General features: G+C 74.6%; 10 protein-coding genes. 3 read left to right on the forward strand and 7 right to left on the reverse strand.

The annotated features are described in order from the left end of the window. Positions 1-55: 55 nt before the first annotated feature. Complete coding sequence (locus RMN57_RS04255; RefSeq protein WP_313762006.1) at positions 56-838, reverse strand: NAD(P)-dependent oxidoreductase; 783 nt, start codon at positions 836-838, stop codon at positions 56-58. A 71-nt stretch (positions 839-909) separates the two neighbouring features. On the opposite strand from RMN57_RS04255, the gene RMN57_RS04260 reads away from it, so the two are divergent. Beyond that, positions 910-1,824, forward strand: coding sequence for a LysR substrate-binding domain-containing protein (locus RMN57_RS04260; RefSeq protein WP_313762007.1), 915 nt, complete (start codon positions 910-912; stop codon positions 1,822-1,824). Positions 1,825-1,904: 80 nt separating this feature from the next. On the opposite strand, the gene RMN57_RS04265 is transcribed toward RMN57_RS04260, so the two are convergent. The 5 genes from RMN57_RS04265 to RMN57_RS04285 all read right to left on the reverse strand — a co-directional run bounded on the left by RMN57_RS04265 (position 1,905) and on the right by RMN57_RS04285 (position 10,531). Continuing rightward, positions 1,905-2,258: a hypothetical protein gene (locus RMN57_RS04265; RefSeq protein WP_313762008.1), complete on the reverse strand. Its 354-nt coding sequence runs from the start codon at positions 2,256-2,258 to the stop codon at positions 1,905-1,907. A 73-nt stretch (positions 2,259-2,331) separates the two neighbouring features. Then, positions 2,332-2,961: a hypothetical protein gene (locus RMN57_RS04270; RefSeq protein ID WP_313762009.1), complete on the reverse strand. Its 630-nt coding sequence runs from the start codon at positions 2,959-2,961 to the stop codon at positions 2,332-2,334. A 147-nt stretch (positions 2,962-3,108) separates the two neighbouring features. Continuing rightward, on the reverse strand, positions 3,109-5,637 hold the full coding sequence (locus tag RMN57_RS04275) for a SpoIIE family protein phosphatase (protein WP_313762010.1): 2,529 nt from the start codon (positions 5,635-5,637) through the stop codon (positions 3,109-3,111). A gap of 5 nt (positions 5,638-5,642) precedes the next feature. Continuing rightward, positions 5,643-9,908, reverse strand: a complete 4,266-nt coding sequence (locus RMN57_RS04280; protein WP_313767709.1) for a HAMP domain-containing protein — start codon at positions 9,906-9,908, stop codon at positions 5,643-5,645. Between the two features lie 266 nt (positions 9,909-10,174). Further along, the gene (locus RMN57_RS04285; RefSeq protein WP_313762011.1) at positions 10,175-10,531 is read right to left on the reverse strand and encodes an STAS domain-containing protein; all 357 of its coding nucleotides are present in this window, start codon (positions 10,529-10,531) and stop codon (positions 10,175-10,177) included. Positions 10,532-10,779: 248 nt separating this feature from the next. Between RMN57_RS04285 and RMN57_RS04290 the strand changes: the two genes are divergently transcribed. Beyond that, on the forward strand, positions 10,780-11,205 hold the full coding sequence (locus RMN57_RS04290; RefSeq protein ID WP_313762012.1) for a DUF2267 domain-containing protein: 426 nt from the start codon (positions 10,780-10,782) through the stop codon (positions 11,203-11,205). A gap of 81 nt (positions 11,206-11,286) precedes the next feature. Here the strand turns inward: RMN57_RS04290 and RMN57_RS04295 are convergent, their stop codons facing one another. Next, positions 11,287-11,694 carry a hypothetical protein gene (locus RMN57_RS04295; protein ID WP_313762013.1) on the reverse strand — a complete coding sequence of 136 codons (408 nt, stop codon included), beginning with the start codon at positions 11,692-11,694 and terminating at the stop codon, positions 11,287-11,289. Positions 11,695-12,069: 375 nt separating this feature from the next. On the opposite strand from RMN57_RS04295, the gene RMN57_RS04300 reads away from it, so the two are divergent. Next, positions 12,070-13,722, forward strand: coding sequence for a ubiquinol-cytochrome c reductase cytochrome b subunit (locus RMN57_RS04300; protein WP_313762014.1), 1,653 nt, complete (start codon positions 12,070-12,072; stop codon positions 13,720-13,722). Positions 13,723-13,790 lie beyond the last annotated feature (68 nt).

Genomic DNA, 13,790 nt, shown 5'->3' on the forward strand with positions numbered 1-13,790 from the left:
CGACCGCCGTCGGCCTGCTGCCGGCGGGTCCGTGCCCGCCGGCAGCCCGGCGCGCCTACCGGCGGATCGCGTCGACGATCCGGGAGAGGTCCTGCTCGGCGAGGTCCGGGTCGGCGAGCAGCAGCTCGCGGACGGCGGTGAGCACCGGGCCTCCGCCCGCCAGGCCGAGGTCCTTGGCGGCCAGCCGGATCGGGAAGTCCGAGTCCCGGCTGCGCGCGCGGGCCACCGCTCCGCCGAGCGGCCCGTTGGCCAGCACGCCGAGGGCGAGCTCCTCCGACAGGCCGAGCGAGTCGGCGAGCGCCAGTGTCTCGCCGACCAGCGCGACTCCCCCGACCATCGCGCTGATCACGACGATCTTCAGCGCCGCGCCGGAGCCCGGGCCGCCGCAGCGCAGCACCGTCCCGAGGGCCCCGAGCATGGGCTGCGCCCGGTCGAGGTCCTCGGTCCGGCCGCCCGCCAGGACGGTCAGCCCGCCGGTGGCGGCGGGGCCGACGCTGCCCAGCACCGGCGCGTCCACCAGGGCGACGCCGTCGGGCAGGCGGTCGCGCAGGGCGGCCGTGGCGGCCGGGCCGATGGACGACATGTCGATCCAGAGCGTGCCGGGCGCGAGCCCGTCGGCGACCTGTTCGGCCACCGCCTCGACCGCCGCCGGGTCGGCCAGCATGGTGATGACGATGCCGGCGCCCTGGGCCGCCTCGGCCGGGCTCGCGGCCTCGGTGAGGCCGCCGGCGCGGCCGGCCGTGCGGTTCCAGACCGTCAGCGGGTGTCCGCTGTCGGCGAGTCGACGGGCCATCGGCAGGCCCATGCGGCCGAGTCCAAGAAATGCGATCTTCTCCATGGCCTCCACGCTAGGGAGAGCAGAGGCAGGCGACAAGCGAATGTCTCGCATGGTAGCCATGCGGTATGGACATGGCATGGCTCGAAGTCTTCCGCACTGCCGCACAGCTGGGCTCGTTCACCGCCGCCGGGGATCGGCTGGGCTTCACCCAGTCGGCGATATCCCGTCAGATCTCAACGCTGGAGGCCGAGTTCGGCGTGGTGCTGTTCGACCGACTGGCGCGCGGCGTCCGGTTGACGGAGCACGGCCGGGCCCTGCTGCCGCACGCCGAGGCGATACTCGACCGGCTCGACGGCACCCGGCGGGAGTTGGCGGCCCTGAGCGAGCTGAACCTCGGCCGGTTGCGGGTCGGCGCGTTCGACAGCGCCAACGCGGCGCTCGTACCGGGGGCGTTGGCGGCCTTCCGGACGGCCCATCCGAAGGTGGCGATCTCGCTCACCGAGGGCCTCTCGGCGGACCTGCTCGGCCGGCTCCAGGACGGCGCGATCGACCTCGCCGTGGTCGCCGGCTATCCCGAACACGGCTACGACAGCGAGCTGTTCGACCTGCGCCCGCTGGTCCGGGACCCCGTCGTGGTGGCGCTCCCCCGGCACCACCCGCTGGCCTCCCGCGAGCGGCTGCGGCTGGCCGAACTCGCCGGGGAGGACTGGATCGCGGGCAGCCGGAACATCGAGTCCACGCTGCTCGCCGCCTGCGTCCGCAGCGGCTTCCGGCCGCGCGTCGAGTACGTGGTGGCGGGGTGGACCGGCAAGTTGGGCCTGGTCGCCGCCGGGTTCGGGGCGACGCTCATCCCCTCGCTGGCCGCCCGCGCTGCCCGGCCCGACGTCGCGCTCGTCGCGCTGCACTCCGAGGACACACCCGTGCGGCTGGTGCAGACGGCCACCCTCCGGGCCCGGTCGCTGCCACCGGCCACCGCCGCCTTCCTCGCCCTGCTGCGCGAGGCGGCGGGTGGCGCCCGAGCCGCGACCTTCGACCCGCGGGACTGACCGGACGTCGGTCGGCGACGCCCGGTCATCGGCTCCCCCGGACCGATCTACAGGAAGGGCAAGGACGTGGCGGACACGCCCTACGCCCGGTTCACCCGCACCCCGCCGAGCAGGCCCCAGGCGTCCACCCGGACGGTCGGGCCGCCGGCCACGGTGGGGCCGTCGTCGCTCACGCCGCCCAGGCGCACTCCGCCGACCACCACGCGGACGTTCGGCCGCACGGTGATGCTGACGCCGCCTATCAGGCTCAGCTTGGTGATCTTCAGCTCGGCCCCGTCGGGGAGGTCGAGATCGGTGAGGTCGATGGTGGCCCCACCGATCAGCGAGGCGGTGACGGTGCGCTCGTGGAGGGTCTTCCCGTCGAGCTTGTGGCCGCCGATGATGCTCACCCGGACGTCGGTTCTCTCGCGGTCCAGGTCGGTTTCCTTGGTCATGATCACCATCGTAGGGCCACCCCCGGGCGGCCCGGCAATCCGTCAGCACCCCCCGGTTTCGCGACAGTTCCCGTCACCGGCCGAGCAGGTGCCGGAACCGGCCGCCGGAGCGGGCCGGGACGGCGGGTGCCGGGTCCGCCCGGCCGCCCTGCTCCTCGCCGACCCGGGCGTCCGGCGCCCGGGAGGCCTCGGAGGTGCCGGGTCCGCCCGGACTGCCGGACGCGCCGGGACTCCCGGACCCGGCAGACGCGGCGGACCCACCGGACCCGCCGTCCGCTTCCGCGGCTTCGGGCTGCGCAGGGGCGCCGGACGGCGGCGCCGCGCTCCCGGGCTCGCGCCCGCCGCCGCGCGCCGCCCGCTCGGCCTCCGTGTACGGCACGCCGTACCAGCGGTCGTACGGCCGCCCGCGTTCGGCCCGCGCGACCGGGGCGGCCGGGGCGGCCTCCGCGATCGGGTGGACCGGCTCGGCGCCGAGCCGCACCCGGCGGTGCGCCCGACGGGCCCGGAGGATCATGGCCAGGCCCAGGCAGAAGAGCAGGGCGAGCGCGATGCCGGCGAGGAAGACCCCGAGGCTGCTCAGGGTCGCCACGTCGTTGCCGAGGACGCTCGCGGTGTAGTCGGGGCCGCCGTCGAGGTTGTCGGCGATCAGCAGACCGGCGAAGGCGCCGGTGGTCGCCATCAGCAGTAGTCCGAGCAGCAGCATGGCGGTCGTCCTCTCGGTCCGTAGGCCCCCGCATCCGGGTCGCCTCCTGCTCCGCCGCGTCTACCCCGACCTCGCCGGACCTAACGGCCCCTCCCGACCTGACAGACCCCACCCGGCCCGGCACACCTCACCCACGGGCCGGGCCGCTCACTCCACCCGGACGGCGATCAGGCAGGTGTCGTCGTCGGTGTCGGACGGACTGACCTCCAGCAGGAGGTCCAGGTAGCGCTCCAGGTCGGCGCCGGGTGCGCCCGCCGCCCGCAGCAGCTGGTCGACCGACTCCTCGACCGAGAGGTCCCGCCGCTCCACCAGACCGTCGGTGTAGAGCAGCAGGACCTCCCCCGATGCCAGCCGCGCCGTGGACTCCTCGTACTCCGCGTCCTCCAGGGCACCGAGCAGCACTCCGAGCGGCTGCGGCAGGACGTGCGCGCCGTCCGCACCGAGCCGGATCGGCGGCAGGTGCCCGGCCCGGGCCCAGCGGATCTCGCCGGCCGCCGGGTCGATGAGGACGCACGCGGCGGTGGCGGTGACCTGCGCCGGATCGAGGAACGCGAGGGTGTTGACCCACTCCAGCAGCCGGCCGGGCCCCACGCCGGTGACGGCGAGACCACGCAGCGCGTGCCGGAGCGCCACCATGCCGGTGGCCGCGCCGACGCCGTGGCCGGCCACGTCGCCGACGGCCAGCAGGACCCGCCCCCCGGGCAGGGGCATGACGTCGTACCAGTCACCGCCCACCCGGTCGCGCTTGGCGGCCGGGCGGTAGCGGACGGCGGCGCTCAGGCCGGTGGCGCCGAGCGGCGGCGGTTCGGCCGGCAGGATCGCCTGCTGGAGCCGGAGGGCGAGCTGTTCGCTCTCGGCCGTCTCCTGCTCGCTGTCGGCCAGCCGCTCCCGGGTGGCCCCGAGCGCGACCTCCGTCCAGCGCTGGGACGACACGTCCTGGTACGCGCCGCGGACGCCGGTCACCCGCCGCGCCTCGTCCAGAACGGGCTCGGCGACGACCCGGGTGTAGCGCTGGGTGCCGTCCGGGTGGACCAGCCGGAAGACGGCGGCGGAGGTGCGGTGCCGCCGCTGCACGGAGTCGAGCAGCCGCCGTACGGCGGGCGCGTCGTCCGGGTGGACGTGGTCGGCCAGCCGCGCGAGCGGAACGGGGTCGGCCTCGGCGGGCAGGCCGTAGATCTCGCGCAGGCCTTCGTTCCACAGGATCCGGCCGGTGGCCGCGTGCTCCTCGAAGCCGCAGACCCGGGCGATCCGCTGGGCCTGGCGGAGCAGCGCGGCCTGGTCGCCCTCCCCGGAGCGGTCGCTCTCCACCTGCCAGCTGGCCAGGAGGCGCCGGCCCCACGGGGCGACCGCGATCCGCACGGTCGCGGGCAGCGGGGTGGAGCCGCTCTGGAAGACCAGGTGCAGGAGCTCGGCCGGCTGGGGCTCGCCGGTGCGGTGGGCGTGCTGCAGCCGGTCGAAGAGGCCGGTGGCGGAGGCGGTCGGATAGCTCTCCAGCAGCGTGGTGCCCTCCAGCGCGGTCCGCGGGCGGCCGAGCGGGTCGCGGAAGTTGGCGTTGACCTGGTCGATCCGGAAGTCGACGAGCTCGCCGTCGCGGAGCACCGGGGCGAGCAGCAGACCGGGGGTGAGCAGGCCGTCGAGCAGCTGCCCCGCCCGGTCGGCGGTGGCCTCGGGGCCCGCCGGGCCGGCCGGGGCGCTCTCGCCGAGCAGGCCGGCGCAGAGTTCGGCGAGGGCGTGCAGCTGCCGGCGCAGCGACTGGGTGAGTGCGGGGGCCGGTCCCGGCCACCGGAGCTCCAGGGCGCCGCGGCAGCGGCCGCCGTCGATCAGTGGGAGGACGGCGCGGTCGCCGGGGCCCCGTGGGGCCGGGGCTCCCGGGTCCTCGGCCCGCTCCCGGGCACCGCTCCCCCACTCCGCTCCTGCCGCCCGCTCCGCCTCTCCCGCCCGGGCCTGACTCGCCACCGCCCCGGGGCCGTTCAGCGCCCCCGGCTCCTCCGCCGCGCCCGGGCCCTCGGGCCTCCCCGCGGCGTCCACCGCCCCGGCGCCGGCCGCACCGCCGGCCGGCTCCGGCCAGAGCGCCCGGCCGGAGCGGACGACGCGGCCGGCGGGGGTGTCGACGCCCGGAGGCACCCGACTCCAGTTCTCGGCCTCCGCGGCGCCGATTCCGGCGTGGGCGGCGAGCACGAGGACACCCCCGGGCAGCTGCTGCCAGATCGCGACGGCGCTGCTCCCCAGCGGTCGGGCGGTCTGGTCGAGCACCGCCTCGGCGGCCTGCTGCAGGTCGGGGACGGCGGCCAGGGCCGGGGCCGGCGGGAGGCTCGCCGGGCCCGCCAGCCGGTCGCCGGGTGGTGTCCCGGATGCCGCAGGGGCCTCGTCGTCGGAGCGGCGCCCCGCCGCGGCCGCGTGGCCCCCGACCGTTGCCCCGGGACGGCCGGCGATGTCCGCGGCGAGGTCGGCGGGCCGCACCCCGGCCTCCCTGGCGAGCCGGGCGAGATGGACGGCCGCCTCGTCGGGGGAACAGCGCAACCGCTCGGCGAGGATGCCGGTCGCGAGGTCCACCGCCGAGCGGCCGGGCTCCTCGGCGCGCAGCCGGTCGAGGTCCTGCTGGAGCCGGCGGACGGTTTCGGCGAGCTCGCGGGCGACCACGGCCGTGGCGGGCTCGTCGGCCTGCCGCCCGGCCACGCCGGTCATGGCGGTGCCAGCCGGTCGCGCATCCGGTCGAGCAGTGCGGGTGTGTCGACCGGCTTGGTGACGTGGTCGTCGGCGCCGGCGGCCAGGCTCTTGTCGCGGTCACCGGGCATCGCCTTGGCGGTGACGGTGATGATCGGGACCCGGGCCAGCCGCTCGTCGGCGCGGATGGCGGCGATCGCGGCGTAGCCGTCCAGGCCGGGCATCATCACGTCCATCAGGACCACCGCGGTCTCGGGGTGGGCGCGCAGCAGGTCGATCCCGGCCCGGCCGTCGGCGGCGTGCAGGACGGAGACGCCGCGCTCCTCCAGGGCCGAGGTGAGGGCGAAGACGTTGCGCACGTCGTCGTCGACGATGAGCACCGTGCGGCCGGCGAGCGGTTCGTCGGCCGGGGCGCGGCCCGTGGCACCGTCCGGGGCACCGACCGCGGCGGTGTCGGACCGCCGTGCGCCGCCCAGGCAGGCGGCCATCCGATCGCGCAACTCGTCCAGTCCGGCGATGAGTTCGACACCGTCCCAGCCGGAGTCGGGCTCCGCTGCCCCGCCGGCTTCACCATTGCCACGGTACCCGAGCAGCACGGGCCACCCGTCCCCGCGCCCCTCCTCCCCGGCGGTCTCCTCGCCGCGCTCGGCCAGGGCGGCGAGCGCCTCCCGGGCGAGGTCGGCGGAGCCGCCGACGTCGAGGACGACGCACCGGTAGGGCCCGTCGCCGAGCGCGGCGCGCAGCTCGGCCGGGTGCCCGACGCTGCGGATCCGGGCCGGGGCCGTCCGCTCGCCGGGTGCGGCCGCCGCACTGTGGGCGAGCAGGGTGAGCAGGCCGGGCGGCTCCGGCTCGACCACGAGCGCCTGCGGAGCACTCCCGGCTGCCGGCTCCGCTGCCGCCGGCCCCGCCGCGTTCGCCTCGTCCGCCGCCGGGCCGGCCGCCTCGCCCGCGCCCGCGCCCGCACCTTCCGGGGCCGGCCGCGCCGCGGTCTCCTGCGGGCCGACCGGCAGGTAGAGGGTGAAGCAGCTGCCCTCGCCGACGACGGAGCGGATGGTGATGGTGCCGCCGAGCAGCCGGGCCAGTTCGCGGCTGATCGAGAGCCCGAGGCCGGTTCCGCCGTAGCGGCGGCTGGTGGTGCCGTCGGCCTGCTGGAACGCACCGAAGACGGCGTCCAGGTGCTCGGGGGCGATGCCGACCCCGGTGTCCTCGACCCGGAAGGCCACGGCCGCCGTGGCGTGGCCGAGTTCCTTCGGCAGGTCGACCCCGGTGGCGTGCTCGATCCGCAGCTCGACCTGGCCGACGTCGGTGAACTTGACCGCGTTGGAGATCAGGTTGCGCAGGACCTGTCGCAACCGGGCCTGATCGGTGACGAGTTCGGCCGGAACGGCGGGGTCGACGGTGACGGTGAAGGCCAGGTCCTTCTGGTCGGCGAGCGGCCGGAACACGGAGTCGACGTACTCCAACAGCTCGCGGACGGGGAACGGCTCCGGGGTGAGCTCCATCTTCCCGGCTTCGACCTTGGAGAGGTCGAGGATGTCGTTGATGAGCTGGAGCAGGTCGGAGCCGGCCGAGTGGATGACGCCCGCGTACTCGACCTGCTTGGCCGTCAGGTTGCCGCTGGAGTTCTGGGCGAGCAACTGGGCGAGGATGAGCAGGCTGTTGAGCGGGGTGCGCAGTTCGTGGCTCATGTTGGCCAGGAACTCGGACTTGTACATCGAGGCGAGGGTGAGCTGCCGGGCCCGTTCCTCCAGCTCCTGACGGCCCTGTTCGATCTCCAGGTTCTTGGCCTCGATGTCGCGGTTGCGCTCCGCCAGCAGTGCGGCCTTCTCCTCCAACTCCGCGTTGGAGCGCCGCAGCTCCTCCTGCCCCTGCTGCAACTCCTCCGAGCGGTCCTGGAGTTCGGCGGTCAGCCGCTGGGACTCGCCGAGCAGCTCGTCGGTCCGGGCGTTGGCCAGCAGGGTGCCGATGTTGACCCCGCAGGCCTCGGCGAACTGGGCCAGGAAGTCCAGGTGGACCTGGGTGAACGCGTGCACCGAGGCGAACTCCAGTACCCCGATCAGCCACTCCTCCAGGGCGATCGGCAACACGACCAGGGAGCGGGCGTCCGCCCGGCCGGCCCCGGAGGCGACGGTGGCGTAGCCGGGCGGCAGGTCGTCGACGGTGATCTCGCGGCGGCTGCGGGCGGCCTGCCCGACCAGCGACTCGCCGAGCCGCACCCGCTGCGGCCCCTCGCCCGCCGGGCGGCCGTAGCTGCTGATCAGGGCGAGTTCGGTGCCGCCCGGCGCCTCCTCGACGAGGTAGAACGCGCCGAACTGGGCACCCACCAGCGGCGTGAGCTCGTCGGTGATCATCTCGGCGACGGCCCGGATGTCGCGCCGGCCCTGGATGGCGGCGGAGAAGCGGGCGAGGTTGGTCTTGAGCCAGTCCTGCTCCTGGTTGGCGCGGGTGGTCTCGCGCAGCGAGCCGACCATCGCGTTGATGTTGTCCTTGAGGTCGGCGACCTCGCCTGAGGCGTCGACGGTGATCGAGCGGGTGAGGTCGCCGGCGGCGACGGCGCTGGTGACCTCGGCGATCGCGCGGACCTGCCGGGTGAGGTTGCCGGCCAGGCCGTTGACGTTCTCGGTGAGCCGCTTCCAGGTGCCGGAGACGCCCTCGACCTCGGCCTGCCCGCCGAGCCGGCCCTCGCTGCCGACCTCGCGGGCCACCCGGGTGACCTCGGCGGCGAAGGCCGAAAGGGTGTCCACCATCGTGTTGATGGTGGTCTTCAGCTCCAGGATCTCGCCGCGCGCGTCCACGTCGATCTTGCGGGTGAGGTCGCCGTTGGCGACCGCGGTGGTGACCTGGGCGATGTTGCGGACCTGGTTGGTGAGGTTGGTCGCCATCGAGTTGACGTTCTCGGTGAGGTCCTTCCACGTTCCGGCGACGTTCGGCACCCGGGCCTGGCCGCCGAGGATGCCCTCGGTGCCGACCTCGCGGGCCACCCTGGTCACCTCGCCCGCGAAGGCCGACAGGGTGTCCACCATGGTGTTGATCGCGTCGGCGAGGGCGGCCACCTCGCCCTTCGCCTCGATGGTGACCTTCCGGGAGAGGTCGCCCCGGGCGACGGCGGTGGCCACCTCGGACATCGAGCGGACCTGCCCGGTGAGGTTGGAGGCCATCACGTTGACGTTGTCGGTGAGGTCCTTCCAGGTGCCGGAGACGCCGCGGACGGTGGCCTGGCCCCCGAGGTTCCCGGCGGTGCCGACCTCCCGGGCCACCCTGGTCACCTCGTCGGCGAAGGCGGACAGCTGGTCGACCATCGTGTTGATGGTCTCCTTGAGCTCCAGGATCTCGCCCCTGGCGTCGACCCGGATCTTCTGGGTGAGGTCGCCCTCGGCGACCGCGGTGGTGACCTCGGCGATCGAGCGCACCTGCGCGGTGAGGTTCTCCGCCATGACGTTGACGGACTCGGTGAGGTCCCGCCACGTCCCGGAGACGTCCCGGACGTCGGCCTGCCCGCCGAGCCGCCCGTCGGTGCCCACCTCCCGGGCCACCCTGGTCACCTCGCCGGCGAACGAGGACAGCCGGTCGACCATCGTGTTGATGGTCGTCTTCAGCTCCAGGATCTCGCCGCGGGCCGCGACCGAGACCTTCTGGGTCAGGTCGCCCTCGGCGACGGCGGTCGCCACCTGGGCGATCGCCCGGACCTGGCTGGTGAGGTTGCCCGCCATGGAGTTGACCGAGTCGGTCAGGTCGCGCCAGGTGCCGGCCACCGCGGGGACCTGCGCCTGCCCGCCGAGCCGCCCGTCGGTGCCCACCTCCCGGGCCACCCTGGTCACCTCGTCGGCGAACGAGGAGAGCTGGTCGACCATGGTGTTGACGGTGATCTTCAGCTCCAGGATCTCGCCGCGCGCGTCCACCTCGATCTTCTGGGTGAGGTCGCCGCGGGCCACCGCCGTGGTCACCTGCGCGATGTTGCGCACCTGCCAGGTCAGGTTCCCCGCCATCGCGTTGACGGAGTCGGTGAGGTCGAGCCACGTCCCGGAGACGTCCCGGACGTCGGCCTGCCCGCCGAGCCGGCCGTCGGTGCCCACCTCGCGGGCCACCCTGGTCACCTCGGCGGCGACCCGGGAGAGCTGGTCGGCCATGCCGTTGAAGACGTCGGCGATCTCCCCGAGCACGCCGGGCTGCCCGGGGGCCAGCCGGGTGCGGAAGTCGCCGTCGCGCACCGCCGTCAGCCCGGCCAGCAGCTGCCGCAGCCCCTGGTCGGCGGCCCGGGCCCGCTGCTCGGCGTCCTCGGGCACGGGCCCGTGCCCGTACGGGGGCGTCACCGGTGCATCGCTCACGGGTACCGTCCTCCGGATCGGCCGTACGGCGGGGCGGGCCGTCCGGACGCCACCGGGCCGCGGGGCCGGCTGCGCCGCCCCAGCTACCACTGTGCCATCGGTTCGTGCGCGGTGACAGGCGGCGGAGGCGGACCGTCCGGCACCGATCCGGCGGCGCGGACCGCGCCCGTGCCGCGCCTGCCGTCGACCGGCGCGGCGGGACGGCCGGTCGGTAGGCCGGCCGGTCAGGCGGGCGGCTCGTCGCGGATCCGGAAGGCGTCGCCGGCGCCGGTGAGTTCGAGCATCCGCAGGACGAGCGGGCGGGGGCGCGCGAGTTCGATCCGGCTGCCGCCGGCGTCGGCGACCGTCCGCGCGCGCAGCATCGCGTTCAGGCCGGTGGAGTCGCAGAACTCCAGATCGCCGCAGTCGATCACCACGGTCGTACCGGCGGTCACCAGCGCGGAATCGAGTGCGGTGCGCAGGAGGTCGACGGAGTCGATGTCCAGCTCGCCGTGCAGGGCCAGCACCGTCCCGCCGACCCAGGGGCGGGCGGAGACGGTCAGCGCGCCGGGCTCGGCCGTCCGGTCGTCGTTCTTCGGCATGCGACGCTCCATCGGGATCCGCTCCTTGCGCCCGCGTCTGCCGTGCCCTTCCACCATAGGCGGTGCCGCAGACGCGTTCACCCGGTCGGGCGAGCCCACGATCGGGCCGTGGCGGTCCCGCCCGGGGAGCCGGGCGCCGGACCGGCCGGCCCGGCCACCGGTGCGCACCGTGCTGTGGCAGGCCTCGAAGTGGGCGGCGTAGCCTCGCAGACAGAGCTTCGCCGGGGCGGGCGGAAGGGGACTCGGCCATGAAGTACGACGAGATCATCGCCACCGTGCAGCAGCTCACGGGTCTGCCGGACCGGGCCGCCGCCGCACGCGCCACCGCAGCCGTCCTGCAGACGCTGGGCGAGCGCCTTCCGGCCGGGCTCGCCACCCACGTCGCCGCCCAGCTGCCGCCCGAGCTGGCGACCCCCGTCCGGGAGGCCGCGCACCAGGCCGAGGAGCACGGTCTGGCGCACGCCTCCGGCGAGCGGTTCAGCCTGGCGGTCTTCGCCGGCCGGGTCGCGGCCCGGGCGGGGACGAGCGACGACGGCGGGATCCTGGAGTCGGCCGCCGTCCTCGAAGTCCTGGACGCGGCGCTCGCACCGGAGCTGATGGACAAGATCGCCGCCGTGCTCCCGCACGACATCGCGGAGCTCCTGCCCTCCCGCCGCGCCGCCTCCGCGGACTGACGCGGCGCGACCACCGGAGCGACCACCGGCGCGGCTGCGGGCGCTGTTACGGCTCGGCCCCCGGCTCCGGCGCCGCCGCCGTCAGCCCCACCACTGCTCGGGGACGCCGGCCGGCTCGGCCCGCGGATCGGGCGCGGTCTCGGCCCGCGGCGGACCGGCGGTGACCAGCAGGCTGTCGGCCCCGGTCTCGGTCACCTGGTAGCCGGAGGCCCGCAGCACCACGGCGACGGCACCGCTCACCGCCGCCCGGACGCCCTCGGCCGGGAGCGGGCCCGCTGCGACGTCCGCCCCATCGACGCCTTCCCTCCAGTCCACGCCGTCCGGCCGACCGGACGGGTCGTCGGCCCACGCCTCCGTCGGCGTCCAGCCGACCACCACGCCCTGCGGCCGGTGGCCGATCCGCAGGCCCGACGGCCCCCGCCCGGTGTCGAACCCGGCGTGGGCCAGGGTCGCGGTCACGTCCTCGAAGAGTTCACGGTGATCCACCATTGGCGCAGCGTAGGACGGCGACCACGCCTTCCCGGCGCACGGCGCGCGGCGAAACGATTCAGCGAGACGCCACCAGCACTCGGGCGGCCCCCGGCGCCCCACACCGGCGGCCGAACGGCGTGAAGACCCCCCGCACGGGCCGACACGAGCCGCCGGACGGGCCGATGGACGTGCACAGGCGCCCCGCTGCCGACAGCATGGCAGAGTAAGCGCTCCATCACTTTGAGCAACGGGGCCGGCGGATCGGCGGATCCGCGACGCCGGGCCCCCCGGCCGCCCCGCATCGAGAGGTCCCATGATCACAACACTCCGCCGGCCGGCAGCCCCGCAGGCAGGCTCCCCGGTCGGTTCGCAGCGGACGCCGGGGAGCCCGTCGTGAGGGCCGACCAGCAGTCGAGCCCGGGACCGGTCACCAGCACGCGGGCCGAGCCCGCCAACAAGGCCGAGGCCCTCGCCGACTGGACCGACGGCAGGCTGGGGATCTACGCCCTTGCCAAGTCGAACATCCGCAAGATCTTCCCGGACCACTGGTCCTTCATGCTGGGCGAGATCTGCCTGTACACCTTCGTCATCATCATCCTGACGGGTGTCTGGCTGACCCTCTTCTTCAAGCCCTCCATGGCCGAGGTGATCTACGAGGGGCAGTACATCCCGCTCCGGGGCATCGAGATGTCCGAGGCCTACCGCTCGACGGTGAACATCAGCTTCGACATCCGCGGCGGCCTGCTGATGCGGCAGATCCACCACTGGTCGGCGATCGTCTTCGTAGCCGCCATGCTGGTGCACATGATGCGCGTCTTCTTCACCGGCGCGTTCCGCAAGCCCCGCGAGATCAACTGGCTCTTCGGAGCCGGGCTGCTCATCCTCGGCATGTTCGACGGCTTCATGGGCTACTCGCTCCCCGACGACCTGCTCTCCGGCACCGGCATCCGGTTCATGGAGGGCGCGGTCCTCGCCGTGCCGATCGTCGGCACCTACCTGATGTTCTTCATCTTCGGCAGCCAGTTCCCCGGTATGGACATCGTGCCGCGGCTGTTCACCGTGCACATCCTGCTGATCCCGGGGATCATGCTCGGCCTGCTGGTGGCCCACCTGATCCTGGTCTTCTACCACAAGCACACCCAGTTCGCCGGGCCCGGCCGGACCGAGCAGAACGTCGTCGGCATGCCGCTGATGCCGGTCTACATGGCCAAGGCCGGCGGGTTCTTCTTCCTGGTGTTCGGCGTCGTCGCCTTCATGTCGGCCATCGCCACCGTGAACCCGATCTGGGCGTACGGGCCCTACCGGCCGGACCAGGTCTCCACGGACGCCCAGCCCGACTGGTACATGGGCTACTCCGAGGGCCTGATCCGCATCATGCCGGGCTGGGAGATCGGCCTGTGGGGCCACACCCTCAACATGGGGGTGTTCGTCCCGCTGATGATCTTCCCGCTGGTGCTGGTGGCGATCTGGGGCTACCCGTTCCTGGAGGCCTGGATCACCGGCGACCGGGGCGAGCACCACATGGCGGACCGCCCGCGCAACGCGCCGGTCCGCACGGCGTTCGGTGCGGCCTGGGTCAGCCTCTACCTGGTCCTGCTCGCCGCCGGCGGCAACGACCTGCTCGCCACCCACTTCGACCTGTCGATCAACGCGATCACCAACGCCGCGCGGATCGGCTTCTTCGTGGTTCCCGTGGTGATCTTCGTGATCACCAAGCGGTGGTGCCTCGGCCTGCAGCGCCGGGACAAGGAGAAGGTGCTGCACGGCCGGGAGACCGGCGTCATCCAGCGGCTCCAGCACGGCGAGTACATCGAGGTGCACGCCCCGCTGCCGCAGGACCGGCTGTACACCCTCACCTCGCACGAGCAGCCGCAGCCGCACAAGCTGCCGGCCGAGGTGGACGAGAACGGCGTGGCCCGCAAGGTCGGCCTGCTCGAACGCACCCGGGTCAAGCTCTCCCGCGGCTTCTACGGCCAGGGCAGCCAGATCGCCAAGCCCACCGCCGAGGAGCACCAGGAGATCGCCAGCGGCCACGGCCACCACTGATCCGCGGCCGGCGCACGCCCGGGGCCCGCCGCACCGTCGAGGTGCGGCGGGCCCCGTCGTTCCGGGCC

This window comes from Kitasatospora sp. CM 4170 (assembly GCF_032110285.1).
GTDB lineage: Bacteria > Actinomycetota > Actinomycetes > Streptomycetales > Streptomycetaceae > Kitasatospora > Kitasatospora aburaviensis.

What these genes read in the sequence shown, in the direction of transcription:
- RMN57_RS04255 (WP_313762006.1), bottom strand. Translation starts at nt 838, where the DNA reads ATGGAGAAGATCGCATTTCTTGGACTCGGCCGCATGGGCCTGCCGATG.
- RMN57_RS04260 (WP_313762007.1), top strand. Translation starts at nt 910, where the DNA reads ATGGCATGGCTCGAAGTCTTCCGCACTGCCGCACAGCTGGGCTCGTTC.
- RMN57_RS04265 (WP_313762008.1), bottom strand. Translation starts at nt 2,258, where the DNA reads ATGACCAAGGAAACCGACCTGGACCGCGAGAGAACCGACGTCCGGGTG.
- RMN57_RS04270 (WP_313762009.1), bottom strand. Translation starts at nt 2,961, where the DNA reads ATGCTGCTGCTCGGACTACTGCTGATGGCGACCACCGGCGCCTTCGCC.
- RMN57_RS04285 (WP_313762011.1), bottom strand. Translation starts at nt 10,531, where the DNA reads ATGCCGAAGAACGACGACCGGACGGCCGAGCCCGGCGCGCTGACCGTC.
- RMN57_RS04290 (WP_313762012.1), top strand. Translation starts at nt 10,780, where the DNA reads ATGAAGTACGACGAGATCATCGCCACCGTGCAGCAGCTCACGGGTCTG.
- RMN57_RS04295 (WP_313762013.1), bottom strand. Translation starts at nt 11,694, where the DNA reads ATGGTGGATCACCGTGAACTCTTCGAGGACGTGACCGCGACCCTGGCC.